Annotated in this window: 21 protein-coding genes; 8 read left to right on the top strand and 13 right to left on the bottom strand. The window is 62.4% G+C overall.

What is annotated here, in order from left to right:
* Nucleotides 1–46 precede the first annotated feature (46 nt).
* The 3 genes from ACO06R_RS18715 to lpxK are packed head-to-tail and all read left to right on the top strand — an operon-like array spanning nt 47 to nt 3,136.
* Nucleotides 47–748, top strand: coding sequence for a lysophospholipid acyltransferase family protein (locus ACO06R_RS18715; RefSeq protein WP_421853704.1), 702 nt, complete (start codon nt 47–49; stop codon nt 746–748).
* Nucleotides 745–2,112 carry a lipid IV(A) 3-deoxy-D-manno-octulosonic acid transferase gene (waaA, locus tag ACO06R_RS18710; RefSeq protein ID WP_421853701.1) on the top strand — a complete coding sequence of 456 codons (1,368 nt, stop codon included), beginning with the start codon at nt 745–747 and terminating at the stop codon, nt 2,110–2,112. Before ACO06R_RS18715 ends, waaA begins: the two co-directional genes overlap by 4 nt.
* On the top strand, nt 2,099–3,136 hold the full coding sequence (lpxK, locus tag ACO06R_RS18705; RefSeq protein ID WP_421853698.1) for a tetraacyldisaccharide 4'-kinase: 1,038 nt from the start codon (nt 2,099–2,101) through the stop codon (nt 3,134–3,136). The genes waaA and lpxK overlap by 14 nt, the downstream gene beginning before the upstream one ends.
* Before the next feature lie 16 nt (nt 3,137–3,152).
* Here lpxK and ACO06R_RS18700 read toward each other — a convergent pair whose 3' ends face one another.
* From ACO06R_RS18700 to ACO06R_RS18690, 3 genes are all read right to left on the bottom strand, one after another.
* Nucleotides 3,153–3,368, bottom strand: a complete 216-nt coding sequence (locus ACO06R_RS18700) for a DUF2093 domain-containing protein (protein WP_421853695.1) — start codon at nt 3,366–3,368, stop codon at nt 3,153–3,155.
* Between the two features lie 86 nt (nt 3,369–3,454).
* Nucleotides 3,455–5,272, bottom strand: a complete 1,818-nt coding sequence (gene mutL / locus ACO06R_RS18695) for a DNA mismatch repair endonuclease MutL (RefSeq protein ID WP_421853692.1) — start codon at nt 5,270–5,272, stop codon at nt 3,455–3,457.
* A gap of 84 nt (nt 5,273–5,356) precedes the next feature.
* The gene (locus tag ACO06R_RS18690) at nt 5,357–7,411 is read right to left on the bottom strand and encodes a putative bifunctional diguanylate cyclase/phosphodiesterase (RefSeq protein ID WP_421853689.1); all 2,055 of its coding nucleotides are present in this window, start codon (nt 7,409–7,411) and stop codon (nt 5,357–5,359) included.
* Between the two features lie 192 nt (nt 7,412–7,603).
* Between ACO06R_RS18690 and ACO06R_RS18685 the strand changes: the two genes are divergently transcribed.
* Nucleotides 7,604–8,686, top strand: a complete 1,083-nt coding sequence (locus tag ACO06R_RS18685) for a TRAP transporter substrate-binding protein (protein ID WP_421853685.1) — start codon at nt 7,604–7,606, stop codon at nt 8,684–8,686.
* Between the two features lie 102 nt (nt 8,687–8,788).
* Here the strand turns inward: ACO06R_RS18685 and ACO06R_RS18680 are convergent, their stop codons facing one another.
* From ACO06R_RS18680 to ACO06R_RS18635, 10 genes are read right to left on the bottom strand one after another with little or no spacing between them, the layout of a single operon-like run.
* Nucleotides 8,789–9,952: an ABC transporter substrate-binding protein gene (locus tag ACO06R_RS18680; protein ID WP_421853682.1), complete on the bottom strand. Its 1,164-nt coding sequence runs from the start codon at nt 9,950–9,952 to the stop codon at nt 8,789–8,791.
* A gap of 29 nt (nt 9,953–9,981) precedes the next feature.
* Nucleotides 9,982–11,871: an AMP-dependent synthetase/ligase gene (locus tag ACO06R_RS18675; RefSeq protein ID WP_421853679.1), complete on the bottom strand. Its 1,890-nt coding sequence runs from the start codon at nt 11,869–11,871 to the stop codon at nt 9,982–9,984.
* A 13-nt stretch (nt 11,872–11,884) separates the two neighbouring features.
* Entirely contained in the window at nt 11,885–12,697 is an 813-nt protein-coding gene (locus ACO06R_RS18670; RefSeq protein WP_421853676.1) for an ABC transporter ATP-binding protein, read from the bottom strand.
* A complete protein-coding gene (locus ACO06R_RS18665; RefSeq protein WP_421853673.1) occupies nt 12,694–13,482 on the bottom strand; it encodes an ABC transporter ATP-binding protein in 789 nt (262 codons plus the stop codon). Before ACO06R_RS18665 ends, ACO06R_RS18670 begins: the two co-directional genes overlap by 4 nt.
* Entirely contained in the window at nt 13,479–14,579 is a 1,101-nt protein-coding gene (locus ACO06R_RS18660) for a branched-chain amino acid ABC transporter permease (protein WP_421853670.1), read from the bottom strand. Before ACO06R_RS18660 ends, ACO06R_RS18665 begins: the two co-directional genes overlap by 4 nt.
* 4 nt (nt 14,580–14,583) lie before the next feature.
* Nucleotides 14,584–15,459, bottom strand: coding sequence for a branched-chain amino acid ABC transporter permease (locus ACO06R_RS18655; RefSeq protein ID WP_421853667.1), 876 nt, complete (start codon nt 15,457–15,459; stop codon nt 14,584–14,586).
* 56 nt (nt 15,460–15,515) lie between these two features.
* Nucleotides 15,516–16,568 carry a zinc-binding dehydrogenase gene (locus ACO06R_RS18650; RefSeq protein WP_421853664.1) on the bottom strand — a complete coding sequence of 351 codons (1,053 nt, stop codon included), beginning with the start codon at nt 16,566–16,568 and terminating at the stop codon, nt 15,516–15,518.
* Nucleotides 16,565–17,533 (bottom strand): NADPH:quinone oxidoreductase family protein, encoded by a 969-nt coding sequence (locus tag ACO06R_RS18645; RefSeq protein ID WP_421853661.1) that lies wholly within the window; start codon nt 17,531–17,533, stop codon nt 16,565–16,567. Before ACO06R_RS18645 ends, ACO06R_RS18650 begins: the two co-directional genes overlap by 4 nt.
* Nucleotides 17,533–18,774, bottom strand: a complete 1,242-nt coding sequence (locus ACO06R_RS18640) for an acyl-CoA dehydrogenase family protein (protein WP_421853658.1) — start codon at nt 18,772–18,774, stop codon at nt 17,533–17,535. Before ACO06R_RS18640 ends, ACO06R_RS18645 begins: the two co-directional genes overlap by 1 nt.
* The gene (locus ACO06R_RS18635) at nt 18,771–19,409 is read right to left on the bottom strand and encodes a TetR/AcrR family transcriptional regulator (protein ID WP_421853655.1); all 639 of its coding nucleotides are present in this window, start codon (nt 19,407–19,409) and stop codon (nt 18,771–18,773) included. The genes ACO06R_RS18640 and ACO06R_RS18635 overlap by 4 nt, the downstream gene beginning before the upstream one ends.
* 127 nt (nt 19,410–19,536) lie before the next feature.
* On the opposite strand from ACO06R_RS18635, the gene ACO06R_RS18630 reads away from it, so the two are divergent.
* The 4 genes from ACO06R_RS18630 to glpD all read left to right on the top strand — a co-directional run bounded on the left by ACO06R_RS18630 (nt 19,537) and on the right by glpD (nt 23,794).
* The gene (locus ACO06R_RS18630; protein WP_421853652.1) at nt 19,537–20,352 is read left to right on the top strand and encodes an SDR family oxidoreductase; all 816 of its coding nucleotides are present in this window, start codon (nt 19,537–19,539) and stop codon (nt 20,350–20,352) included.
* 4 nt (nt 20,353–20,356) lie between these two features.
* Nucleotides 20,357–21,406: a phosphotransferase family protein gene (locus ACO06R_RS18625; RefSeq protein ID WP_421853649.1), complete on the top strand. Its 1,050-nt coding sequence runs from the start codon at nt 20,357–20,359 to the stop codon at nt 21,404–21,406.
* The gene (locus ACO06R_RS18620; protein WP_421853646.1) at nt 21,403–22,179 is read left to right on the top strand and encodes an SDR family NAD(P)-dependent oxidoreductase; all 777 of its coding nucleotides are present in this window, start codon (nt 21,403–21,405) and stop codon (nt 22,177–22,179) included. The genes ACO06R_RS18625 and ACO06R_RS18620 overlap by 4 nt, the downstream gene beginning before the upstream one ends.
* Nucleotides 22,180–22,285: 106 nt before the next feature.
* On the top strand, nt 22,286–23,794 hold the full coding sequence (gene glpD, locus ACO06R_RS18615) for a glycerol-3-phosphate dehydrogenase (RefSeq protein ID WP_421853643.1): 1,509 nt from the start codon (nt 22,286–22,288) through the stop codon (nt 23,792–23,794).
* Nucleotides 23,795–23,796 lie beyond the last annotated feature (2 nt).

The raw sequence follows: 23,796 nt of genomic DNA, 5'->3' as shown, positions 1-23,796 counted from the left end.
CGTAAGAAAACGCCGACCGCGCATGCTTCAGCGTGTGTGGCGACGTGTGCGGGTGTACCTTCGGCGTTCGCCGGTCGCGATCTATCTCGTGTCGGCTTTTCTGGTTACCTACTTGCGGCTCGTCTACCGGACCAATCGGCTGGTTCATTTCGACAGCGCTTACGCAGACGAGATCGCCGCGACCCGCACGCCCTTTATCGTCACCTGCTGGCACGGCCAACATTTCATGGTTCCCTTTTTCCAGCGTGCCGGTCATCCCTCGGTGCTGATGGTCTCCCGCAGCAACGATGCCGAACTGAACGCTCGCGTGGTTGAGATGCTGGGATTCGACACAGTGCGGGCTTCGGGTGGCCGCGTACGCAGGGCCGCTCACAGGAAGGGCGCAGTCAGCGGTTTGATAGCGATGCGCAATCATCTTCGGGCCGGGCGATCGGTATCGATGATCGCCGACATACCGCACGGGACCGCACGAGAGGCGGGCATGGGTATCATCAATCTGGCCAGAATGTCGGGCGCGCCAATCGTCCCTGTGGCCTATGCGTCGTCGCGCCGGTTCGTGTTTGAAAACGCGTGGGATAAAGCGGCGCTGAACTTGCCCTTCGGTCACGCCGCCTTTTGTATCGGAGATCTGATCGAGGTTCCAGCCGATGCAGATGAAGACACGATGGAAGAACAGCGCGCCCGGCTTGAGGCGGTGCTGAACCGCGTCACGAAAGAAGCCGAATCCCACGTGGAGACGCCCCGATGAGTGAGTTGTGGGCGCGCACCGCGTTGCAGACATATCGCTGGATCGGCTCCGCGCTCTATCCGTTCATCGGAACCTATCTCGCGGTGCGCGCATCGCGCGGCAAGGAGGAGCACAGTCGCCGACGTGAGCGCTACGGACGCAGCCTGATACCCCGACCGGCCGGCTCGCTGGTGTGGATCCATGCCGCCAGCGTCGGCGAGACGGGGGCGGTGATGCCGCTGATCAGCCGCATGCGCGACCTCGGTATCCGCGTGATCCTGACGACCGGGACCGTGACATCGGCCAGTTTCGCGCGCGAACGGCTCGGCTCCGACATGCTGCACCAATACGTGCCGCTCGACATCAAGCCGGCAGTCGGCGGTTTCCTGAACCATTGGAAGCCTGACCTGGCGATCTTCGCCGAGTCCGAGATTTGGCCGATGACGATACTGGAGCTCGGCGCCCGCCGGATCCCGCAAGTCCTGATCAACGGGCGCATGTCGGATCGTTCGTTCCGCAGGTGGGAGAAGCGCATTGCGCTGGCCGAATCGCTGTTCGAGAACCTCGCTCAGGTCGCGGCCCAGTCCGAACAGGATGCGGAACGGTTCTTGGCCCTTGGTGCGCGGCCGGTCACGGTCACCGGCAACCTCAAGGCAGATGTCGATCTGCCGCCCGTTGACGGCCAGGCGATGCAGATATTTGCCGCTTCAATTGGCGATCGCCCCCGCTGGGCGGCGATTTCGACGCATGATGGAGAGGAGATTGCGGCCGCCAAAGTGCACAAGGCGTTGCGCCGTTTGTGGCCGGAGTTGCTCACAATCATCGTTCCGCGGCATCCGGACCGTGTGCCCGGGATCAGAAAGACGTTGACCGAACGTGGATTGAAGGTGCAGTGCCGCAGCGCGGGCCAGCCCATAGACCCGGATACGGATGTACTGATTGGCGATACAATCGGCGAGATGGGGCTATACCTGCGGCTGACCACCATTGCGTTTGTCGGCAAATCGCTGACCGGGGAGGGGGGACAGAACCCGCTTGAGCCTGCCAAGCTTGGCGTCGCCATCCTGTCGGGGCCGAATGTCAGCAATTTCGCCGGCGTCTATGAAAGCCTCGCCGAGGTTCGCGGTGTCCGCATTGTCACCGACGAGGCGATTCTCGCCAAGGCGGTGCACCATCTGATCTCGCAGCCCAACGCCTGTGAAGCAATGGCGCGCGCCGGCGGGCGGGTGATTGCGGAAATGGAAGGTGCGCTCGACTCGACCTGGCAGGCGCTCGATCCCTTCATTTATCCCTTGCGTGTCAAAAGCGCGTTGCATGCGGATCCCGCGGACGAAGATTCGTCCGCCGCTTTCCACGCCGGAGGAAACGGGCGTGGCTGGTCATGAGGCGCCGCCATTCTGGTACGAAGCGCCGGGCTGGCAAACCTATGTGCTTGCGCCGGCGTCGCTGATTTACGGCGCCGTCGCCGGTTTCCGAATGGACCATCACCGGCCGCCCACGGTCGACGCGCCAGTCCTGTGCATCGGCAATCTCACAGTTGGCGGTTCCGGGAAAACACCGACGGCAATCGCGTTCGCCGAGACCGCGCGACAAGCCGGCTACAAACCCGGTTTTCTGACGCGCGGCTATGGCGGGAGCCTGGCGACGACCCACTCGGTCGATCCGGAGCACGACAGCGCCCGCACGGTCGGCGACGAACCGCTCCTTCTGGCGCGCGCCGCGCCGACCATGGTGGCGCGCAACAGGGCGCAAGGTGCGACGGAGCTGGTTGCCGCCGGTATCGACTTCATAATCATGGACGACGGTTTCCAGAGCCGTGGCGTTCACTACGATTATGCGCTGATTGCCGTCGACAGCCGGCGCGGGATTGGCAATGGCGCGGTCATTCCAGCCGGGCCGTTGCGCGCGCCGATGGTTCTGCAGATGCGTCACGCCGATGCGGTCCTGCGGGTCGGGAACGGCGATGCCGCCGATCCGGTCGTTCGCGCCGCAGCCCGCGCCGCCAAGCCGGTCTACCTCGCCGAACTGGTTTCGCGCGAACCCGAGACGGTCCTTGGCCGGCCGCTATTGGCTTACGCCGGTATCGGCGATCCCGAGAAATTTTTCGACGGTTTGCGCGCGCTGGGGCGCGAGATCCCTGAGACCCGCGGCTTTGCCGATCACCACGAGTTCACCGAAGACGATGCAAGCGCACTCCTCGAAGCAGCCACCGCCGCCGGTCTTCAGCTGGTGACCACAGAAAAGGATTTCGTGCGGCTCGACCGTTCCGAAGGACCGCTTGCGGAACTGCAGCGATCTACCCGTCCCGTCGGCGTCGACCTGCGTTTCGAATCGCCCACAGACATGGCGGTCATAATTGAGCGTGTCGTTGCCCGTTTCGAGGAACGCAGGATTTTCGGTGGGCGTTAAGAGGTAGTGCCGCGCTTCAGCGCGTCATGAATTCCAGTTCGCGTTTCAAGGAAGCCTCGATGTCGACATAGGCTTCCTGGCGCGCAACATTCCAGTATTTCAGTTCGTCGAGCGGGATCGCCCGGCCGGTGACCGCGCAACGCACGAAGCTGCCCGGTGACAGCACCTGATAGTCGGCGTCGAGATACCGGATCCTGGCTTCTTGCGCGCCGGGTTTTTCGAAAATGTTCATCGCCACGTCTCGGAGATCACGGGTGTCGGTTCTTCATGCCGCGCGACTGCCGCCGATGTCAATTCCGCGAAATTCAAACTCGACACTCAACGGCGACCGAACAGGCGTTCGATGTCGCTCAGTTGCAACTCGATATAGGTCGGCCGCCCATGATTGCACGTGCCGGATCCGGGCGTTTGCTCCATCTGGCGCAGCAACGCGTTCATCTCGTCCGGCTTGAGCCGCCGGCCGGACCGGACCGAGCCGTGACAGGCCATCGACGAGGCGACGCGTTCGATGTTGTCCCTGATCCTCATGGCGCCGTTTCCCTCGGCCAGATCGTCCGCGAGATCGCGAAGCAGACCCGTCGCATCGACTTCGCCCAACATCGCCGGTGTCGCCCGGACCGCAACGGCTCCCGGGCCGAAGCGTTCGATCTCCAGCCCGAAGCGCGCCAACGTTTCGGCTGCCCCCGTCAACCGGTCGACATCCTCGGCAGGCATATCGACAATGTCCGGCACCAGCAGCATCTGCGAGGCGATCTGCTGTTCGGCGAGCGCCGACTTCAGGGCTTCGAAGACAAGGCGTTCATGGGCAGCGTGCTGATCGACGATTACCAGGCTCTGCGGTGTTTGCGCGATGATGTAGTTCTCGTGGATTTGCGCGCGTGCCGCGCCGAGTGGATGCTCATCGCGGGCAGGCGCGGGACCAGCCTGTTCCGGCACGGCGAAGTCCCGGTAGTCGGCCGATGGCTGGATTGCCGCTTCAAACGCGTGTTGTGCCGGCTCCGCGAAGCCGGGAGGCGCAGCGAGTGGCTGGTCTGCGCCGTGCATGCCGCCATTGATGCCGCGTCCATGATAGGGCGGTGGCGCGGATCTCGGCCGAAACGACTGCGCCATCTGTGTCGCCGCCTCGGTGGAAGCGCGAATGCCCTGGCCGGCCATGGCGCGACGGACCGCCGAGACGATCAGCGCACGCACCAGGCCTGGATCGCGGAACCGCACCTCCGCCTTGGCCGGATGCACATTGACGTCGACCTGCGCCGGGTCGATGTCGATGAACAGCACGCACAACGCATGGCGGTCGCGCGCCAGCATGTCGGAATAGGCGCCGCGCAGTGCGCCGGTCAGTTGCTTGTCGCGCACCGGGCGGCCGTTCACGTAAAAGAACTGCTGTGACGCCGAGGCCCGGTTGTAGGCTGGCAGGCTGGCATAACCGGCCAGGCGCACATGTTCCTTCTCCGCCGCGATCTCGACCGCGTTGTCGCGAAAATCGCGGCCCATCACCTGTGCGATCCGCGCAATCAGGGCGTCGCCGTCGCTGCCTGTCGCCGGCAATTCCAGTGTGGAGCGATCGCTGCCTGACAGCGTGAATGCGACGTCCGGTCGGGCCAGCGCGATCCGCTTCAGCGTTTCGGTGATCGCATTGGCTTCGGCCCGGTCGGATTTGAGAAACTTCAGGCGCGCCGGCACATTGCGGAACAGGCCGGTCACCTCGACCAGTGTGCCCCGGTTGGCGGCCACGGGGCGCGGTCCGGCGACGGTTCCGGCGTCGACGGCGATCTCGAAGCCGCTGTCGCGCTCGTCCATGCGCGAGCGGATGACCAGCCGCGACACCGATCCGATGGAAGGCAACGCCTCGCCGCGGAACCCGAGCGTGGCGATCGCCGAAAGGTCGGTGTCGATCTTCGACGTGCAGTGGCGCGAGACGGCAAGCGCCAGTTCCTCGGCTGTCATGCCGCTGCCGTCGTCGCTGACGCGCATGAATGTCTTGCCGCCGCCGCCCGTCAACACTTCGATGCGGGTTGCTCCGGCATCGAGCGCGTTCTCAACCAGTTCCTTTATCGCGTTCGCCGGCCGCTCGATCACCTCGCCGGCGGCGATCTGGTTGACGACGGTATCGTCGAGTCGGTGGATTCGTGACATGACAGACGAATATAGCCGGCTGCCGACGGCGTGAACACGCGCTTGACCGCTATCCGCCGGTTTTTGGCGCCTTTCGGGCTTTCGTTACGCTTGTCGGACGAGTTTCACGAAGTTTGACGGCTTTTCGCCCGAGCACTGCAGCATGAGCCACTTTGCCAGCTGCCTTGCATCCATCGGATAAGCGATGCCGTAGCCCTGCACCTCGCCGCACCCGATCACCCGCAGCGTGTCGATCTCGGCCTCGGTTTCCGCGCCTTCGGCGACAACAGAGATATCGAGACCATGCGCCAGGTCGACCAGCGCCCGCACGATCTTTCGGTTGTTTTCGTCGCTGTCGATATTGCGAATGAACCGATCGTCGATCTTGAGGCGATCGATTTCGCTGGAGCTGACCCGGGTCAGCGAAGCGTATCCGGTGCCAAAATCATCGAGTTCGACGAATACGCCTGCCGCACGCAGCTGCCGGAGCTTGGCGGCGACCTCTGCATTCTCCTCATGCAGGATCGTTCCTTCTACGATCTCGATCGCAAGCTTCGAGTTCGCCAGACCGTTGGCCTTCGTCTCGGCCAGCAGGAAGGACACGAAGTCGTCCCGGACGAGTTCCGACCATGCAAGGTTGATCGACAGCCGGCCGAAATCGATACCGGCCCGTTGCCATGTCGCAGCCTGCTCGATGGCCGTGGATATGACTTTTCGACCGATGGATTCCAGCAGCCCGGCCTTTTCGGCGATCGGAATGAAGAGGTCGGGCGGCACAAGCTCCTGGCCTTTTCGGTTCCAGCGCGCCAGCGCTTCGATGCCGGTGACCTTTCCGGTCCGCAACGACACCTGAGGCTGGTAGTTGACCGAAATTTCGTTGCGGAGGAGGCTCTGGCGAAGATCGGCCTCCAGCGACCGGCGCACCTCATGCGCTTTGCGCAGTTCGGATGAGAAGAAGCGTACGCAGTTCCGGCCCTGATCCTTAGCCTGGTAGAGCGCCAAATCGGCGTCGATCAGCAGGTCTTTCGGTTTCTGCGCATCCTCCGGGAACATCGAGATTCCGACGCTCGCGCCGCAGCGGAAAACCACGTTGTCGAACTCGATCGGCCGGCTGATACTGTCAATAATCCGGTTCGCAACCGCGGCAATGTCATGTGCCGTTCCGGGCGCGTTCAGCAGTACGACAAACTCGTCCCCGCCCAGCCGCGCGGCGAGATCGGCAGCGCGCACCGTCTCCTTGATCCGCGCACCGATTACCTTCAGCACGTGATCGCCGGCCATGTGGCCATAGGTGTCGTTGATGTTCTTGAAGTTGTCGAGGTCGATATGGAGCACGCCGACATTCTCGCGCCGCCGCCGCGCGTTCTCGATCATGTGCTCGAAATGGTCGGCCAGGAACATCCGGTTTCGCAGGCCGGTCAGCCGGTCATGCGCCGCCAGATAGGCCATATCGTTGCGCGCCCGGGTAAGTTCGCGCGTATGATCCCGGACGGAGCGGATCATCGGCTTGAAAATAAAAACGACAGTTCCCGCCAGGATGAGCAGGGTAGCGCAGAACAGCAGGCGATAGACCACATGCAGAGCCTGGCTCGACCGGTTGGCGCTCTCGGCGAGCAGATCGGAGATCAGCGCGTAGCCGGAAAGCGTCGCGGTCGCGGTAGCCTTGGTGACAGGAACGGCCTCGTCGCGGCGGAGTGGATCGGCAGAGGCGGTGATGAACTTCGTTGCGTCATCGGCAAGCTTGCGGGCAAAGAAATCGACATCATAGGGCGGCCGGTAAACGAGTTCGTCGAGCGCGATCCGGGTCGGCTCGTCCAACATGCTGCCGGTCGCAGCGGTCGAGGCGAGCGTTGCGTGATTGGCGCGGAAGGTGGCGATGCGTTCGCGCAACTCGTTGATGGCCGCAGCATGGATGAAGGTGCGGTCGGCAGTTGCAGCGCTCTGGGTGAGCAACGCGATGCGCTGCGACAGCATCTTCTGCTCGCCTGCGAGATCGACCAGGTTGGTGTCTGATAGGCGATGGCCGATCTGACGGTCCATGATCCACAGCGACGCGCAGGCCAGCGCCGCGACCAACGATACCGCCAGCCAGCAGGAAAACCGGATCTTTGCTGCAACGCCGGCGTTTTCACCTGTTGCGTTGCCTAACTCGTGACGCATGACATCCTGTCCCGGATCACCGTTGCACGGCACTATGGCGCGCCGGTCATTTACGAATCGGGAATCCGCGCCACTGACTTGCGGGATTGGTGAAGAAACTGATAATTCGACTGCACTCGCAGATGGTTGGGCAGTCGCGGGCCGGTAGGTCGGTGGATGCACATCGCTGCAAGCAACAACCGGGAGGAAGAAATGAAATCCACGAAACTTGACGCCGCGTTCGCCGGCTTCAAACGCAGGGGTGTGCTGGCTGCCGCCGTCGCCGGATTGGCCGTACTTGGCGTCATGGCCGATGCCGGGCCAGCGAAAGCGCAGGAAGTGACCCTTCGCATGCACCAGTTCTTGCCGCCGCAAGCGACGGTGCCTGCGAAAATACTGATTCCCTGGGCCGAGAAAGTCGGTAAGGATTCCGGTGGGCGCATCAAGGTCGAGGTTTATTCGGCAATGGCGCTTGGCGGCCGTCCGCCGGAACTGATCTCGCAGGCCCGAGACGGCGCAGTCGACATCGTCTGGACGCTGCCAGGCTATACGCCGGGCCTGTTCAGTCGCGCCGAGGTGTTCGAGCTTCCCTTCATGGCGACCAATGCCGAGGCCACGTCGCGCGCTTACTGGGAAGTGTTCGAGTCCGACATGAAGGATGCCGACTTCGCCGACTTCAAGATTCTCGCGACCTGGGTGCATGGTCCCGGCGTCATCCACGGTAAGGGCGACGGTGTGCGCGAATTGGCTGACATGGAAGGCAAGAAGGTGCGCGGTCCGACCCGGGTCATCAACGGTCTGCTTTCAACGCTTGGGGCGACCCCGGTGGGCATGCCCGTTCCCGCCATTCCGGAAGCGCTCTCCAAGGGCGTCATCGACGCGACCGTCATTCCGTGGGAAGTCACCCGCGCGCTCAAGGTGCCGGAACTCACGGAGACGCATACCGAGTTTGGCGGCGACCGCATGCTCTATACAGCGGCATTCGTGCTGGCCATGAACAAGGCAAAATACGATTCGCTTCCCGATGACCTGAAGGCTGTAATCGACGCCAATTCTGGTGCCGATGTGTCGGCCAATGCCGGTCGTCTCATGCAGGAAGCCGACAAGCCGTCGCGCGATGTCGCCGAGGGACGTGGCAATGCGATCGTCTCCATCGACGGTGCTGAACTGGACAAGTGGAAAGCCGCTGCCCAGCCGGTCGTCGACGACTGGATCGCCGAGATGGACGGCAAGGGCATCGACGGCAACGCCCTCATCGAGAAAGCGCGCGCCGCCATCAAGAAGCATTCGATGTAGCGGCCAGGCGGAACGCTTTTCCGCCAAGCCTCACGCGACAAAGTAGGCCGGGGTGTTGACCCCGGCCTTTCGTTTTCTTGTACGGACGTACCGCGCGCGAGACTACTTACGTGCGACTTCCTCGAACACGCCGCCCTTGACCACCGAAATGACGATGTCGTCGGCACCTTGGTGGCTGTCGGCGGAATACTCGAATTGTGAATCGCCAACCGGATCGCGGAAGTTGAGCGACTCCATGCCTTGCCGGAACGAGTCGGCGTTCAGATCGGGTCCGGCGGCCTCAAGCCCCTTGACCAGGGTCTGCGCGGCGGCATTGCCGAGGATCGCCGCCATGCCCGGCTCCTCACCATCGAACTTCGCCTTGAAGGCGTCATACCAGGTCTTGACCTCAGGATCGCCGAGGCGCGGTTTGTAGTCCGACCAGCCGGCGGCCGCATAGTAGCCCTCGGTGATGCCGCCGGGTTGCGCGGCGATGGCCTCGTGGAAGGCCGCCGAACTACCGATGAAGGTCGCATCGGTCCATCCGATCTTCTTGGCGGTCGCCACCGCAACGATCGTCTGGCGTACGCCGAGAGCCGTTGCGATGACGTCGCAACCGGCATCCTTCAGCTTGGTAAGCGCGCCGACGAACTCGCTCTCATCGGGCTTGTGCGTGGTTTCCGCGCCCCAAGTCTTGCCCAGTTCCTCGGCTTTGGTCTTTGCGCCAGACTGGATCTCCTTGCCGAAGTCCGACGGAATGTACATGGCGCAAACTTCCTCCGCGCCTTTCTCGCCAACCAGGTAATCGACACCAGCGAGCATCTGGTCGTAGTAAGACGAGGTGCCTGCATATTTAAAATCCGTGTTGCCCGACAGCATCTCCTTCGACGCGGTCAGCGGCGAGATGTTTGCGACTTCCTTGGCTTCCATAAGCGGGAAGCCGGCGAGATTCATCGGCGTACCGAGATTGAGGATCATGGCAAACGCCTGGTCGGCATTGACCAGCTTGTTGAAGTTCGCCATCGCCTTGGGCATCTGGTACTGGTGGTCCTCGACAACGAAGCGGATCGTGCGACCATGCACGCCGCCCGCGGCGTTGACCTCATCGAACACCAACTGCGCTGCCTTGATCGCCTGCACGTTGAACGGTGCGAAGATGCCGGACAGGTCGCCATTCGAGCCAATCACGACTTCTGTGTCGGTAACGCCCTGACCGGCTTGCGCGCCGCAGGCAAGCGCCGCCGAGCAAACACCAGCGGCTAGCAGTTTGAGCATATTTGGTTTCATGTGCAGTTCCTCCCTGAGTGCACCTTGGATTAATCGTACATCTGTTCGATCAGAGCGCTGTGTTTCTTTTCGACGAAACCGCGTTTCAACTTCATCGTTGCGGTCAGTTCCTCGTCTTCGGCAGTCAGCAGGATGTCGATCAGCCGAAAATCCTTGATCTGCTCCACCCGCGCAAAGTCGCGGTTCGTTTCTTCGACGATACCCTTGATTAGGGACTGGACTTCCGAGGCCGCGCAGAGCGAGCGGAAATCGCTAAAGGGCACACGCAGGTCCTGCGCGTACTTTTCGACATTCTCCTGATCGATCATGACCAGACAGGTCAGGTATCTCCGCCGGTCCCCGATGATGACCGCATCAGAGATATAGGGCGAGAACTTCAGCCGGTTTTCCAGCTCCGCTGGCGTGATGTTCTTGCCGCCCGCCGTGATGATGATGTCCTTGAGCCGCCCAGTGATCCGGACATGACCCTCTGGCGTCAGTTCGCCGACATCGCCGGTGCGGAACCAGCCATCCTCCGTGAAGGCTTCGGCAGTCTTGTCCGGCTTGCGCCAGTAGCCGGTGAACATGTTGCCTGCCCGATACTGAATCTCGCCGTCATCGGCGATGCGGATTTCGGCCCCGGCGATCGGTCTGCCGACCGAGCCGAGAACGTTGTCGCCCTCGACATTGGCCGAGATGACACCGGTGGTCTCGGTCATGCCGTAGCCCTCGAAGAGCGGAATGCCGACGCTGCGGAACCAGCGCAACAAGTCAGGCGAAATCGGCGCCGCGCCCGACGTGCAGCGCCGCGTGCGGTCCATGCCGAGCATGCGCCGCATGTTGTGCAGCACCGCCCAGTCCCAGAACCGATAGGCGAGGGCCGTCGCTGCCGGCACCGGCTTGCCGGTCAGCTCATGCTCGACCTTGCGCATGCCGGCGGCGACCGCGCGGTTGAATGCCCAGCGCTGCAGCGGCGTCGCGTCGTTGACCAGGATGGTGACGCGCGAATAGAGCTTCTCCCACAGCCGCGGCACGGCAATGAAGGTCTGCGGGCTGACTTCTTGCACGTTGTCGAACACGGTTTCCGGGCTTTCGGCGAAATTGACGGTGCTACGCGCGGCGATAGGCGCAAATCCGGAGAACATGCGCTCGAAGACGTGGCACAGCGGCAGAAAGCACAACTGGTCGTCGGTCGGGAAGTTCGGCGCGATATGGATCGCCGCGCTGAGCGAATGGAAGATGTTGGATTGCGAGATCATCGCACCCTTCGGCGCGCCCGTCGTGCCGGACGTATAAATCAGGAGAGCCGTATCGTCAGGCCGGCACTTGGCGATTTCTTCCTCGAACAAGTCCGGATTCGCTTTCAGGAAGCGGCGGCCCTCATTGTAGAGATCGTCCAGAAACATGACGCCTTTGTGGCTGAAATCATAGAGCCCGTCCTTGTCGAGCACGATCACCTTGCGCAGGTCCGGCATTGCGTCCTGCACTTCCAGGAATTTGTCGAGTTGCTCGTCGTTCTCGACGATCAGGAAGCGGCTTTCGGAATCGTTGACCAGATACTCGAGCTGGGCCGGAGCATCCGTGGTGTACACGCCCGAGACGATCCCGCCGACGCACTGGATAGCGAGGTCGCAATAGATCCATTCCTTGTTGTCCTCGGAAAGGATCGAAACCACGTCGCCGCGTTTCAGGCCCAGCGAAACGAGGCCGAGCCCGATCAGCCGCGTGTGTTCGTAGAAGTCCGTCCAGGAATAGGAAAGCCAGATACCGAGGTCTTTCTCCCGGTGGGCGATCTTCTCGCCGAGGCTCTTGCAGCGGTCGAGGAAGAGCTGGGGCAGGGTGGCATGCCCGTCGATCAGAAATGGCGCCCGCGTGAGATCGACATTGATCCGCAGTCCATTGACCTCATGTTGTTCCGGGGTCGGCTGATGGATATTCATGGCGCAGCCCTCCCTATCGCCACGTCTTCTTTTGTTTCCAACGCTTCTGACCGCGCTGCGACTCCCCCTGCACGCCCAGGTAGAACTCCTGAACGTCCTTGGATTGTCTCAGCGTTTCGGCGTCGCCGTCAATGACGATTCGGCCGAGGTCCATGACGTAGCCATAGTCGGCGACATCGAGCGCTGCCTTGGCGTTCTGCTCGACCAGCAGCATTGTCACGCCCTGCTCGCGGTTGAGCCGACGGATAATGCCGAGGATTTCCTTGACCAAAATAGGCGAGAGACCGAGGCTCGGCTCGTCGAGCAGCATCAGGTTCGGGTGCGACATCAGTCCGCGACCGATGGCCAGCATCTGCTGCTGCCCGCCGGACAGCGTGCCGGCCTGTTGCTGGCGGCGTTCTTTCAGGATCGGAAAGTAACCGAACACGAGCTCCAGATCCCGGGAGATGGCCTTCGGGCCGTCGCGCCTGGTGAATGCGCCCATTGCCAGATTGTCTTCCACGGTGAGAAGCGGGAACACCTCGCGGCCCTCCGGCACATGTACGATTCCGGCGCGTACCACCTGTTCCGGCGCCATGCCGGTGATGTCGCGCCCACGATAGGTAATCTTGCCCTTCTGCGGGTCCATCACGCCGGAAATCGTTTTCATCAGCGTCGTTTTGCCCGCTCCATTCGCTCCAAGCACGGTGACGACCTTGCCTTCCGGCACGACCAGTGACGCGCCGCGGATCGCCATGATCGGACCGTAGAAGCTCTCCAGGTTGTCGACCTTGAGGATCGGGGCTCCACCCGATTCCGCGACAGTTTTGGCGCTTTGTTCCGTCATGCCGCGTCCTCCGCGCCATCGTCGTCGACGCCCAGATAGGCCTCCAGGACTTTCGGATGGTTTTGCACCTCGTCCGGGGTTCCAAGCGCGAGCATGTGGCCATCGGCCATCGCCAGCACCCGGTCGGACACCGACGAGACCAGATGCATATCGTGTTCGACCATTAACACCGTGATTCCCATCTGCTTTTTGATGTCCTCGATCCAGAAGGCCATGTCGCGCGTTTCCTCTACCGACAGGCCGGATGCCGGCTCGTCGAGCAGCAACAGTTTTGGTTTCGTAGCAAGCGCCCGCCCCAGTTCGACCACCTTGCGCACGCCATAGGGCAGGCCGGCGATGCGCTTGTCGCGGTAGTGCTGCAGATCGAGGAAATCGATGACCTCCTCGACCGCGTGGCGATGTACGCGCTCTTCGGTGCGCACGAAGGGCGTGAACAGCAACTCGCTGACGATGTTGGAGCGGCGGAAGCGCTGCCGCCCGACCAGCAGGTTCTCCAAGACGGTCGCCTGATCGAACAGCTCGATGTTCTGGAAGGTGCGCGCCACGCCCGAGCGCGCCAGGTCGTGCGGCGGGTGCGAAAGCAGGCTTTCACCTGACAGGCGGATGTCGCCTTCCGCCGGATCGTAGAACCTCGAAATCAGATTGAAGGCGGTCGACTTGCCGGCGCCGTTTGGCCCGACGATGGCAAAAACCTCGCCCTCGGCGACCTGGAAGCTCAGCCTGTCGACAGCGACAAGGCCGCCGAACCGGAGCGTCACATTGTCGAATTCGAGCAGCGGGCTCATCGCATGCGCTCCGTCTTCAGATAGGATTTCTGCCGGCGGAACATGTTGGCGCGGTAGAACGGAAACAGCTCGAAATAGGTGCGGATCTTGATCCAGCGACCGTAGATGCCGAGCGGCTCGAACAGTATGAAGCTGATAAGGATGGCGGCAAAGGCGGCTGTCTCAAGGCCCGGGATGGCGACCGAGCCGCCGCCGCTCATCGCCGACACGAAGTCGCGCAGGAAGGACAGCGCCTGCGGCAGGAACACCACCACGATGGCGCCGAAGAAGGCGCCGTGGATCGACCCCAGTCCGCCGATGACGATCATCAGCAGCATCTGGATCGATATGATGATGGTGAAGTTCTCATGCGTGATGACGCCGGAAAAATGGCCCATCAGCGCGCCGGCAAGCCCGGTAATCGCCGTCGACAAGCCAAAGGCGGTCGCCTTGGTGCGCGCCACATTGACGCCCATCGCCTGCGCCGAGATTTCAGAGTCGCGCACCGCTGCAAAGGCGCGCCCGAGCGGTGACCGCAGGAGATTGCGGTAGAAAAAGACCACGGCGAGCGTGACCGCGAGTACCAGCCAGTAGAAGGCGTCGGGATCGATGTAGCGGTTGATAGAGTAGCCGAACAGCGTGATGTCGGAGGCGAACATGCCCGCCACGCCGCCGGTCAGCGGTTCGGCAATGACGATCAAGTCCTCGACCAGGATCGATACGGCCAAGGTGGCGATCGCCAGATAGATGCCGTGCAGCCGCGTCGTCGGGATCGCCAGAAGCACGCCGGCCGCTCCGGCAATCAGGCCGGCCAGCGGAAAGCTGACAAGGAACGGCAGGCCGGCGCGCTGTTGCAAGATGACATTGGCGTAAGCCCCGATGGCCAGGAAGGCGGCATGCCCGAGCGAAGCTTGCCCGGACTGCCCGACGAGGATCATAAGTCCCATGCCTGCAATCGCCCAGATCAGCATGTTCGTGACTTCGCCGATAAAGAAACTGCCGGTCAGAAGCGGCAGCACCATCATCACCGCGAGCAGCAATACGTACCAGGCTACCTGCGCCCGATGGCGGAACATGTCGATGTCCTGATCGTAGGAGGTCTTGAACACGATCCGCATGGCGTCAGACCTTCTTGCGGTGGACTTGGGCGAGGATTCCGTGCGGACGGAACACAAGCACCAGGAAAAGCAGCAGATAGGGTGCGATCTGGCTGTAGCCGGCTGCCACGTAACGACTCGCAAACGGCTCGATAACGCCGATGATCAGGCCTCCGAGCAGTGCGCCCGGCAGGCTGCCCATGCCGCCGATCACGGCAGCGGCGAATGCCTTGATGCCAAGCAGACCGGCGGACGGATCGATCGAACCCTTGGAGGCGTAGAGTACGCCGGCAATGGTCGCGGTTACCCCCGCCAATCCCCAGATAAGCGACTGCACGCGGCGCACGGGAATACCCATGTAATAGGCGGCGAGCTGGTTTTGCGAAGCCGCCTGCATGGCGACACCGAGCCGGGTACGATTGAAGAACAGGTAGAGCAGGATGGTCAGGCCGACTGTGGCGAGCACCACTACGGCTTCATCGACGCCAAGCACGACGCCGCCAAACGAAATGTCCTGCCCGGCATAGGGTGTCTCAAGCGACTGCGGCTGGTAGCCGAAGATGGTGCCGGCAGCGAACCGCATCACGAAGCCGAGCGCGATCGTCAGGATCACGACGGCGATTTGCGCCTCGCCGAACAGCCGGCGGATGACGATCATATCGAGGAGATAGCCAAGCACGCCCATCATCACGATGGCCATTGGAACCGCTATCCAGAACGGCAAATCCATATAGGCGCCGTTGGCGAGCCCGAGCGTGATGAAGGCGCCGAGCATCATCATGTCGCCCTGGGCGAAATTAATGGCTTCCGTGGCCTTGTAGATGAGCACGAAACCCAGTGCGATCAGGCCGTAGATGCAGCCATTCGCCAATCCGCTCACCAGGAGCTGAAGATTGTCCAAAGCGTTTCTCCTCCCTGCTTTGAACCGGATGCGCCGGCGCGCGGCGCATCCTTAGCCTATTCTTGTTGTCCGGGTGCGATAAACACCTTTCCGTTTGGTACGGCGAGCGCCGCTTCGAGTTTGCCGACCACCTCGTCAAGTGAAAGGCGCTCAGTCACGTCGGTCGACCAATCCCCGGCGATGAACCGCTTCTGTACTGATTGCACGACGGCCATGATGGTCTGTGGCGCGGTCTCGCGAAACCACTTCGTCAGCCAGAATCCCTCAATGGATTTCGACTGGAAGATCAATTGGCCCGGCTCGGCAATCGTTGTTGTCGTCGGATCGAGCCGCCCGTAAACGACCCAGCGTGCGCCATTGCCCATGGCGCCAAAAACCTGGCTGGCCAGTGGTCCCGTCACCGCGTCCAGGAAAACCTCCGGCCTCTCCTCCTTGAGCACCTCGGCCAACCGCGCATCGAAGTCGTCGGCGGTCACGTTGAGTACATGGGCCGCGCCTTGCTGCTTCAAGATGTCGATCTGGTCGTCCCGCCGGACCAGTGCAATCGGCCGGTATCCTTCATCGCGGGCTAGGCTGGTCAGGAACTTGCACAACTGGCTTGCTGCCGCGCTCATCACGAATGACTTGGCATCCTCGCGCTTGACGAGATCGAACATCGCCGCAGCGGTAATCGGATTGACGATCATGCCGGCGCCATCCTCGTCGCGGACAGCATCGAGCAGGGGGATTACGCCCATCGCGTCGGCAATGACATATTCCGCCCAGGTACCCGAGCTTTGTGCGGTGAATGCCACGCGCTTGCCGACCAGATGTCCGGCCGCTTCAGGATCGCCGCAAGCCACAACCTCGCCGGTTCCCTCGAAGCCGGCCGGCCGGCCCAGCTTGCGTGGTTGGCCGTACATGCCATTTACGAACATCACATCGGACGGATTGACCGATGCCAGCGCAACCCGGATGAGCACTTGCCCCGGTCGCGGTTCGGGAACATCGACTTCGGCCAGTTCGATCAAATCGCGGAAGGGTCTGAGGGCCGCCTCGCCACGGCCGGCATAGCCATCATGCAGCTGGATCAGCGCCCGCATGGTCTTGGGTGTGGGATTTTCACTCATGGGATCAGCACATGCTTTCCTGTTGCCCCGCGATCGAGGATCATGGTGAGTACCTGCGGCGCGTCGGCGAGACGATGCTCGCCGCCGATCACCGGTTTGACACTGCCGGACGCGTACCATCCGAACAGTTCGCGCATATTGTCCGCATAGGTCTGCGGATCGCGGCGCGTGAACTCGCCCCAGAATACCCCCACAAGGCTATAGCCTTTCACCAAGGCGAGATTGACGGGCAGCTTCGGGATATCTCCCGAGGCAAACCCGATGACAAGCAGCCGGCCGTCCCACGCCATGCGGCGGGCCAACGTGTCGAAGGTTTCGCCGCCGACCGTGTCGAAGGCCACATCGACGCCGCGCCCGTCGGTCAATTGTTTCAGCGCGTCGGAAAGGTTCTCGTAGCCGACGGCGTCGTCGGCGCCGGATTGCAGCGCCACTTCGCGCCTTTCCTGCGTCGAAGCGACGGCGATGACCCGCGCGCCCATCGCTTTGCCGATCTGGACGGCAGCAGAGCCAGTGAGGCCGCCCGCTCCGACCACACACAGCGTTTCGCCAGGTTTCAGTTGCGCTCTCTGCTTGAGCGCATGATGGGCGGTTCCGTAGCCGGTCAAAAGCGCCGTCGCGTCGGCGGCCGGGATGCCGTCGGGCAGGGGCATCGCCTGTCGTTCATCCACGGCAACCAATTCAGCATAACCGCCGAGTCCGGCCAGCGCGGCAACACGGTCGCCCGGCTGGAACCGGGAGGCATCCGGACCGGCGTCGACGACGCGGCCAACGACTTCGCTGCCGGGGATGAAGGGGAGCGGTGGCTTCATCTGGTACAGGCCCTGGACGAGCAGTCCCTCGGGATAGTTCACGCCAACCGCTTCCTGCCGCACGACGATACCGCGCCCGCTCGCCGTGGGATCCGGCATCTCGGTGTGCGCGAGTCGGTCGAGCGGGCCGTATTCGCGGGCGACGACAGCCTTCATCAGGACAATTTCTCCTGCGTGTAGCGGCGCAGCTCGCTTCGGGCGATCTGGCGGCGGTGCACGGCGTCGGGGCCATCGGCGAGGCGCAGCGTGCGCACATGCGCCCACATGCGTGCCAGCGGCGTGGTCTGGCTCACGCCTTCGCCGCCATGCATTTGCACGGCTTCGTCAGTGACCTTGAGCGCGACTTGCGGGGCGATGACCTTGATCTGGCTGATCCACGGAGCGGCCGCGCGGGCGTCGCCCTTGTCCATCATCCATGCTGCCTTGAGGCACAGCAGCCGCGCCATCTCGATTTCCATGCGGGCGTTTGCGATGATGTCGTAGTTCGCACCCAGTTGCGCCAGCGGCTTGCCGAATGCTTCGCGGCGCACCGAGCGGCGGCACATCAGTTCCAGTGCGCGTTCCGCCTGGCCGATTGCCCGCATGCAGTGATGGATGCGGCCTGGCCCGAGACGGCCCTGCGCGATCTCGAAACCACGGCCTTCGCCGAGAATCAGGTTTTCCACCGGCACGCGCACGTTTTCGAAGCGCAGGTGAAGGTGTCCATGTGGGGCATCGTCGTCGCCGTAGACTTCCATCGCGCGCAATTTCGAAATGCCCGGCGTGTCGGCGGGTACAAGGATCATCGAGTGGCGCTGGTGTTTCGGATCGTCCTCGCCGCCCGTGCGAACCATGACAATATAGATCTTGCAGCGCGGATCGCCGGCACCCGACGACCACCATTTCTCGCCGTTCAGCACGTAGTCACCGCCATCCTTAACACACGACATGGCGACATTGGTCGCATCAGAAGACGCGATATCGGGCTCGGTCATCAAATAGGCCGAGCGGATTTCGCCCTCCAGAAGCGGTGTCAGCCAGTGGTCTTTCTGAGCTTGTGAGCCAAAGCGCTCCAGCACTTCCATGTTGCCGGTGTCGGGCGCCGAACAGTTGAAAACCTCAGCAGCCAGATGGCTCTTGCCCATTTCCTCGGCCAGATAGGCGTATTCCACCGTCGTCAGCCCGTAGCCCTTGTCGGAAGCCGTCAGCCAGAAGTTCCACAGACCGCGTTCACGCGCCTTTGCCTTCAAACCTTCGAGGATCTCTGTTTGGCACTGGGTGTAACTCCAGCGGTCGCCGACCGCGACTTCGGCGAGGAACTGCTCGTCCAATGGGGCAATTTCTTCCTCGATCATCGTACGAACCTGCTGCAGGATCGGCTGCAGCCTGCCGGTGATCCCAAGGTCCATTTCGCTCATGCGGCTTCCTTCTGATTGAGGCCCGACATGGCAAATTCGACCACCTGAGAGGCGAGCCGGTCGATGTCGGCTTCGGTCTCGCCCGGGCGCGGCGAGTACCAGATGATCGGCGAGTTGAGGCTGACGAGAAACACCTGCAGCACGACAGATGGATTGTCGAAAGCAAAAGTACCCTCCTGCCGGGCGGCTTCCATCGCCGCGCGAAAAAGCTCGCCATAGGCGTTGCGGGTACGAACAAGTTCGTCGAACGCCTCGCGCTGGTCAGGCGTGGTCGCGCCCCGCAGATGCATATTAACGCCTTGCCAGACGACCCGCTGATAGGGCTGAGTTCTGATCAGTTCCACCACATGAACCTGCGCCATGCGGCGAAGCTTTTCGGCGGCCGGCAAGTCCAGTTCCGCAACCGGCCGCACTTTCTCCGCCAACATCTCCATCCCTGCGCGAAACACCGCGGCGAAAAGGTCAGGCTTGGACCGGAAATGGTAATAGATACGGCCCTTGGTAGCCCCGACGCCGCGCGCGACCTCGTCGATCGAGGTGGCCTGGTAGCCACGTTCCTGGAAGCAGCGCGCCGCAACGTCAAGAATATCGGCCGCCGGATTGCTGGCGGATATACGGGCACCGGCCTCCAACAAGTCGCGTTTCCTCCTCCGCAGCCCGCATCCCGCCAATCATCCGGGTTTACGAGTTCGGTAATATGCAACATACTACCGAGTATTATGTCAATGCCGCGTGTTGCCAATTCACCGGCAGGGGAGGACCATGAGCTATCTCGAAAACCTGTTTTCGGTGCGTGGCAAGTGCGCGCTTGTAACCGGCGGCGCCACGGGAATCGGACGCATGATCGCTGAGGGCCTTATGGGTGGTGGCGCTTCAGTCATCATCGCATCGCGCAAGGGCGAGGTCTGCGAAGAGACCGCAGCCGAACTGAATGCGCTGGGCCTGCCCGGGGCCGCCGAGGGTGTCGCTGGCGACGTGTCGACAGAGGAAGGCGTGGCGGCGCTGGTTGCGGCCGTGTCGAGCCGCGTCGACCGGCTCGATATCCTGGTCAACAATGCCGGAGCGACATGGGGTGAGCCGCTTGAGGACTTTCCGTATAAGGCCTGGAAGCGTGTGCTTGATGTCAACGTGACGGGCCTGTTCCATCTGACGCGCGAACTGTTGCCGCTGCTCGAAGCCGCCGCAAGTGACGAAGACCCGGCGCGGGTCATCAATCTCGGCTCGGTGATGGGCACGCAGCCTGTCGCCGAGGGCGCATATTCCTACACGGCCTCAAAGGCCGCCGTGCATCACCTGACGCGGACGCTCGCCATCGAGTTCGCGCGCCGCCGCATTACTGTCAACGCATTTGCACCCGGACCGTTTCGCAGTAAGATGACCGCGTTCGCAACAGGCACCGACGATCAAGCCCGCTGGGTCGGTTCGCGCGTGCCGCTCGGACGCATCGGGGCGCCGGACGATGCAGCTGGCGCCGCGCTCTACCTATGTTCACGCGCCGGCGCCTATGTCACAGGCGCGATCATCCCGATGGACGGCGGTCAGTCGGTTCAACACGGCGTCGGCCTGTTCGCGGAGTAGGGCGGTGAGCACTCCGTCTACCGATTTCGATACCGCCGCGCTCGCCGCCTATCTGGAGGCCAATGTCGACGGGTTCTCCGCGCTTGAAAAGGTCACCAAGTTCAAGACCGGCCAATCCAATCCGACCTATCGGTTGCAGGCAAGGTCCGGAGCCTATGTGCTGCGCGCCAAGCCGGCGGGCAAGCTGCTGAAATCGGCGCATATGGTGGAGCGCGAATATCGGGTGATGGCTGCGTTGCAGGGTACGGCCGTGCCGGTGCCGCGCATGCTGCACTTGAGCGGCGAGGGCGACGACAGCCCGATCGGACGCCGTTTCTTCGTCATGGAGTATCTCGACGGTCGCATCTTCTGGGATCCGGCGTTGCCGGAACTGCCGGACCCGGCGCGGCGCGCAGCGATATACGATCAGATGAATGAAGTGCTCGCGGCATTGCACGATGTCGATATAGGAGCGGCTGGTCTGACTGATTTCGGCAAGCCGGGCAGCTATTTCGAGCGGCAATTGTCACGCTGGACCGACCAATATCGCGCCTCCCAGTCGGGTGAGCTCCCGGACATGGAGGCGCTGATCGCCTGGCTTGCCGAACACGTGCCCGCCGATGATGGACGGGTGTCGCTGGTCCATGGCGACTACCGTCTCGACAACATCATGTTCGCGCCCGGCGAAGACCGCATCATCGCGCTGCTTGACTGGGAATTGTCGACCCTTGGGCATCCCTTCGCTGATCTCGCCTATCAGTGCATGCAGTGGCGGTTGCCGCATGAGGGCGATTTCCGCGGCCTCGGCGGCGTCGACCGTGTGACGCTCGGAATTCCGGACGAGCAAGCCTATGTCGAAAGTTATTGCCGCAGGCGGGGTATCTCCGCGATCCCGGGATTCGGTTTTTATCTGGCGTTTTCTTTCTTCCGCATTGCGGCAATACTTCAAGGCGTCTACAAACGCGCGCTGGACGGCAATGCATCCAACCCGCAGAAAGCAAAACTCTACGGCATGGCCGTACCTGTTGTTGCCAGAATCGCCGTCGAAACATTGCAGGGGGAGTTTGGTGAGTGAGTGCGTTTTCCGGCAAGACTGTCATCCTGTCCGGCGCGGCGGGCGGTTTCGGGCGGCGCACCGCTGAGCGCCTCCATGACGGCGGCGCCAATCTCGTCCTGTCCGATCTGGCCAAGGACCCCGGCGAAGCGGTGGTGGGTTTCGATCCGAAACGTGTCGCCTATGAACCAGGCGACATTGCCCGCGAGGAGACCGGCGCGCGGTTGGTCGCCGTCGCGCTCGCTCGTTTTGGCGCGCTCGATATCGCCATCAACAATGCCGGTATCGTGCACCAGCCGGTGCCGATGCACCTGGTGTCGGCGGCTGACGCGCGCCGGGTGATCGAGGTCGATCTGCTCGGCGTGTTCTTTGCGATGCAGCACCAGATCGCCACGATGACCAAGCGCTTCGCAACCAGTGGCGACGCGGGGATTATCGTCAACATCGCATCGATTGCAGGAACGACTGGCGCGCCGACACTTTCGGCCTATGCCGCCGCCAAGCACGGAGTTGTCGGCCTGACGCGAACGGCAGCAGCAGAGTATGCGCGCCACGGTGTACGCATTAACGCGGTGTGCCCGAGCTTCGCGCGCACCAACATGGCGATCCAGGAGATCATGCAATCGGCCAAGGAACCGTCGGCGGCAGAAGCCAGGATGGTGCGCGGCGTGCCGATGCGTCGGCTTGCCGAGATCGACGAGGTCGTCGAGGCGATCCTGTTTGCCGCGAGTCCCGCCAACAGCTTCATGACCGGTGAGACGATCGGTGTCGATGGCGGAATAGGCGCCGTCTGAACCTCGCTCAGAACACCTCGATCCGTTTTCGATCTTCCCCAATCGGGAATTTCGATTAGAAGGGCCACGACGCCCATTGGGTGCGTCAGGTTTTTCGGAGGGCGGTGTGTCTGCGGATCCCAAGTGCTACGACATTTTCGTGATCGGCGGCGGTATCAACGGTTGCGGTATCGCGCGTGACGCGGTGGGCCGCGGCTATTCCGTCTATCTGGCCGAGATGAACGATCTCGCGTCGGGCACGTCGTCCTGGTCAACCAAGCTGATCCATGGCGGACTGCGCTATCTGGAGTATTACGAGTTCCGGCTGGTGCGTGAGGCGTTGATGGAGCGCGAAGTGCTCTGGCGTATGGCGCCGCACATCATCTGGCCGCTGCGCTTCGTGCTGCCCTATCACAAGGGGATGCGTCCGGCTTGGCTTCTTCGCCTCGGCCTTTTTCTCTATGACCACATCGGCGGGCGCAAGGATTTGCCGGCAACGCGGGTTCTCGATCTGCGCAGTGACGAAGCGGGCAAGCCGCTCAAGCGGGAACTTAAGAAGGCATTCGAGTATTCGGACTGCTGGGTCAACGATGCGCGGCTGGTGGTTTTGAATGCACGCGATGCGGCCGATCGCGGGGCGATAGTGAAGACCCGCAGCAAGGTTGTAGCGGCCGATCGCGGCGCGGACACGTGGACCATCACGATAGAAGACACGATCAGCGGTGCGCGCGAGCAGGTGGTCGCGAAGCTGGTCGTCAATGCGGCCGGCCCCTGGGTCGATGCCGTGCTGACCGATGCGCTCGGCAGAAATGACGCCCGCAATGTGCGGCTCGTCAAGGGAAGCCACATCGTTGTCACACGCAAGTTCGCGCACGAGCGCGCCTACTTCTTTCAAAACGCCGACGGTCGGATCTTCTTCGCCATTCCCTACGAGGGTGACTTCACGCTGATCGGGACGACAGACCAGGACCATGACGGAGAGCCCGGCGATATCGACATTTCGGACGAGGAGATCGACTATCTGTGTGAAGGCGCCAGCACCTACTTTGTCGAACCGGTAACCCGCGACGACATCGTCTGGACCTACTCCGGCATCAGGCCGCTCTATGACGACGGAGCGTCCAAGGCGCAGGAGGCGACGCGGGATTATGTGCTGAAGCCCGATGGCGGCGAGACGTCCGCACCGCTCCTGAACATCTTCGGCGGAAAAATCACCACTTACCGGCGGCTCGCCGAATCCATGCTTTCCCTGATCGAGGCCCGGCTAGGCAGAAAAGGCCGGCCATGGACGGCCGGTGCGACGCTGCCGGGCGGCGATTTTTCGGCGTTGGGATATTGCGAGCAGGTCCGTGCGCTCGCAGCGGAGTTTCCGTTTCTGGGCGACAAGCTATGCGAACGATATGTACGGCTCTACGGCACGCTGGCGCGGCGGCTTGTCGGTTCGGCAGCCAGTCTCGAGGATCTCGGACGTGATTTCGGTGCTTCCCTCTATGAAGCCGAAGTGCGCTATCTGGTTGAGAACGAATGGGCGGTGACCGCCGATGACATCTTGTGGCGCCGGACAAAGCTGGGCCTGACCACCTCGAAGGAGCAGCGTGCGGAACTCGACGCCTATCTCTCCCAGGCGCGAGGCTGAAC

This window comes from Oricola sp. (genome assembly GCF_965230365.1).
GTDB lineage: Bacteria > Pseudomonadota > Alphaproteobacteria > Rhizobiales > Rhizobiaceae > Oricola.
The sequence above is the reverse complement of the archived record's forward strand: the minus strand, read 5'-3'. Positions and strand labels throughout refer to the sequence as shown.

Excerpts from the sequence above, each read along its gene's own strand:
- waaA (WP_421853701.1), top strand. The coding sequence starts at position 745 with ATGAGTGAGTTGTGGGCGCGCACCGCGTTGCAGACATATCGCTGGATC.
- ACO06R_RS18700 (WP_421853695.1), bottom strand. The coding sequence starts at position 3,368 with ATGAACATTTTCGAAAAACCCGGCGCGCAAGAAGCCAGGATCCGGTAT.
- mutL (WP_421853692.1), bottom strand. The coding sequence starts at position 5,272 with ATGTCACGAATCCACCGACTCGACGATACCGTCGTCAACCAGATCGCC.
- ACO06R_RS18690 (WP_421853689.1), bottom strand. The coding sequence starts at position 7,411 with ATGCGTCACGAGTTAGGCAACGCAACAGGTGAAAACGCCGGCGTTGCA.
- ACO06R_RS18685 (WP_421853685.1), top strand. The coding sequence starts at position 7,604 with ATGAAATCCACGAAACTTGACGCCGCGTTCGCCGGCTTCAAACGCAGG.
- ACO06R_RS18680 (WP_421853682.1), bottom strand. The coding sequence starts at position 9,952 with ATGAAACCAAATATGCTCAAACTGCTAGCCGCTGGTGTTTGCTCGGCG.
- ACO06R_RS18675 (WP_421853679.1), bottom strand. The coding sequence starts at position 11,871 with ATGAATATCCATCAGCCGACCCCGGAACAACATGAGGTCAATGGACTG.
- ACO06R_RS18670 (WP_421853676.1), bottom strand. The coding sequence starts at position 12,697 with ATGACGGAACAAAGCGCCAAAACTGTCGCGGAATCGGGTGGAGCCCCG.
- ACO06R_RS18665 (WP_421853673.1), bottom strand. The coding sequence starts at position 13,482 with ATGAGCCCGCTGCTCGAATTCGACAATGTGACGCTCCGGTTCGGCGGC.
- ACO06R_RS18660 (WP_421853670.1), bottom strand. The coding sequence starts at position 14,579 with ATGCGGATCGTGTTCAAGACCTCCTACGATCAGGACATCGACATGTTC.
- ACO06R_RS18650 (WP_421853664.1), bottom strand. The coding sequence starts at position 16,568 with ATGAGTGAAAATCCCACACCCAAGACCATGCGGGCGCTGATCCAGCTG.
- ACO06R_RS18645 (WP_421853661.1), bottom strand. The coding sequence starts at position 17,533 with ATGAAGGCTGTCGTCGCCCGCGAATACGGCCCGCTCGACCGACTCGCG.
- ACO06R_RS18640 (WP_421853658.1), bottom strand. The coding sequence starts at position 18,774 with ATGAGCGAAATGGACCTTGGGATCACCGGCAGGCTGCAGCCGATCCTG.
- ACO06R_RS18630 (WP_421853652.1), top strand. The coding sequence starts at position 19,537 with ATGAGCTATCTCGAAAACCTGTTTTCGGTGCGTGGCAAGTGCGCGCTT.